At 49.5% G+C, this 2,611-nt stretch carries 2 rRNA genes (1 of these 2 running past the window's edge); both read right to left on the bottom strand.

The window, feature by feature from the left end:
• Nucleotides 1-17: 17 nt before the first annotated feature.
• A 5S ribosomal RNA gene (rrf, locus tag G3997_RS10610) occupies nucleotides 18-134 on the bottom strand.
• Between the two features lie 80 nt (nucleotides 135-214).
• Nucleotides 215-2,611: ribosomal RNA gene (locus G3997_RS10605) — 23S ribosomal RNA — on the bottom strand; it runs 93 nt beyond the window's last position.

Below are 2,611 nucleotides of genomic sequence, written 5' to 3'. Positions count from 1 at the left end.
CAMAATAAAAAAAGATTACGTGGCTACGTCTTACTCTCCCAGGAGGTTGCCCTCCAAGTACCATCAGCGCTAAAGAGCTTAACTTCTGTGTTCGGAATGGGAACAGGTGTATCCTCTTTGCTATAATAACCACATAATCTTTCGATTAACTTATGTATTAAGTTTTAGAGTTAGTACTCTAAAAACTGAATAACATTTAATAATGAATCATTTATTGGTCAAGTCCTCGACCTATTAGTATCGATAAGCTAAATACATTACTGCACTTACACCTTCGACCTATCAACCAGGTAGTCTTCCTGGGGTCTTACCCTTACGGTGGGAAATCTTATCTTGAAGTTGGCTTCGCGCTTAGATGCTTTCAGCGCTTATCCATTCCGTACATAGCTACCCAGCCATGCCCTTGGCAGAACAACTGGTACACCAGAGGTACGTCCATCCCGGTCCTCTCGTACTAAGGACAGGTCTTCTCAAATTTCCTACGCCTGCGACGGATAGGGACCGAACTGTCTCACGACGTTCTGAACCCAGCTCGCGTACCACTTTAATGGGCGAACAGCCCAACCCTTGGGACCTACTACAGCCCCAGGATGTGATGAGCCGACATCGAGGTGCCAAACCTCCCCGTCGATGTGGACTCTTGGGGGAGATAAGCCTGTTATCCCCAGGGTAGCTTTTATCCGTTGAGCGATGGCCCTTCCATGCGGTACCACCGGATCACTAAGTCCGACTTTCGTCCTTGCTCGACCTGTATGTCTTGCAATCAAGCTTCCTTTTGCCTTTACACTCTTCGCACGATTTCCGACCGTGCTGAGGAAACCTTTGAGCGCCTCCGTTACTTTTTAGGAGGCGACCGCCCCAGTCAAACTGCCCACCTGACGGTGTTCCAAGACCTGATTCAAGGCCTATGGTTAGGATCCCAGTACTACAAGGGTGGTATCCCAAGGATGACTCCACGCAAACTGGCGTTCACGCTTCATAGTCTCCCACCTATCCTGTACATGTAGTACCAAGACCCAATGTCAAGCTACAGTAAAGCTCCATGGGGTCTTTCCGTCCTGTCGCAGGTAACCGGCATCTTCACCGGTATTACAATTTCACCCAGTCTGTTGTTGAGACAGTGCCCAAATCGTTACGCCTTTCGTGCGGGTCGGAACTTACCCGACAAGGAATTTCGCTACCTTAGGACCGTTATAGTTACGGCCGCCGTTTACTGGGGCTTAAGTTCACTGCTTCGATTGCTCTAACAGATCCCCTTAACCTTCCAGCACCGGGCAGGCGTCAGCTCCTATACATCGTCTTGCGACTTAGCAGAAACCTGTGTTTTTGGTAAACAGTCGCTTGGGCCTATTCTCTGCGGCCTGTCATAGACAGGCACCCCTTCTCCCTAAGTTACGGGGTCATTTTGCCGAGTTCCTTAACAATAGTTCTCTCGCTGGCCTTAGGATACTCTCCTCACCCACCTGTGTCGGTTTACGGTACGGGCGCCTTTAAACTCGATAGAAGCTTTTCTTGACAGTGTGAAATCAGCTACTTCGCCCCGAAGGGCTTACCCATCGTATCCTAGCATTATCTAGACGGATTTGCCTATCTAGACTGCCTCAATACTTAGCCACACAATAACCAACAGTGTGGTTAGCTTATCCTACTGTGTCACTCCATCTCTCAAACGCTTATTGGCGGTACAGGAATATCAACCTGTTGTCCATCACCTACGCCTTTCGGCCTCGGCTTAGGTCCCGACTAACCCAGGGCGGACGAACCTTCCCCTGGAAACCTTGGGTTTACGGCCCGTGGGATTCTCACCCACGTCTCGCTACTCATGCCAACATTCTCACTCGTATACTGTCCACATGTCCTTACGGTCATGCTTCAGCCTGCATACGAAGCTCCCCTACCCATCATAAATGATGCCGTAGCTTCGGTAGTACGTTTTAGCCCCGGAAATTTTCGGCGCAGGATCACTCGACCAGTGAGCTATTACGCACTCTTTAAATGAGTGGCTGCTTCTAAGCCAACATCCTGGTTGTCTGTGCAATCCCACATCCTTTACCACTTAACGTACATTTAGGGACCTTAGCTGACGATCTGGGCTGTTGCCCTTTTGACTATGAATCTTATCACCCACAGTCTGACTCCCAAGTATAAGAATACGGCATTCGGAGTTTGATAGTCTTCGGTAAGTGCAATACCCCCTAGGACATTCAGTGCTCTACCTCCGCTTCTCTCAACCTTGAGGCTAGCCCTAAAGCTATTTCGGGGAGAACCAGCTATCTCCGGGCTCGATTGGAATTTCACCGCTATCCACAAGTCATCCCCGAGCTTTTCAACGCTCGTGGGTTCGGTCCTCCACGAAATTTTACTTTCGCTTCAACCTGCTCATGGATAGGTCGCCCGGTTTCGGGTCTACGACATGCAACTTAATCGCCCATTTAAGACTCGCTTTCGCTACGGCTCCACACCTTAAGTGCTTAACCTTGCTGCATATCGTAACTCGTTGGCCCGTTCTACAAAAAGTACGCGGTCACACAAGTAATGTGCTCCCACAGCTTGTAAGTGCAGGGTTTCAGGTTCTCTTTCACTCCCCTCCCGGGGTTCTTTTCACCTTTCC

It is taken from the genome of Romboutsia sp. 13368 (assembly GCF_018336475.1).
Taxonomy (GTDB): domain Bacteria; phylum Bacillota; class Clostridia; order Peptostreptococcales; family Peptostreptococcaceae; genus Romboutsia.
This window is presented reverse-complemented; position numbering and strand designations above follow the sequence as displayed.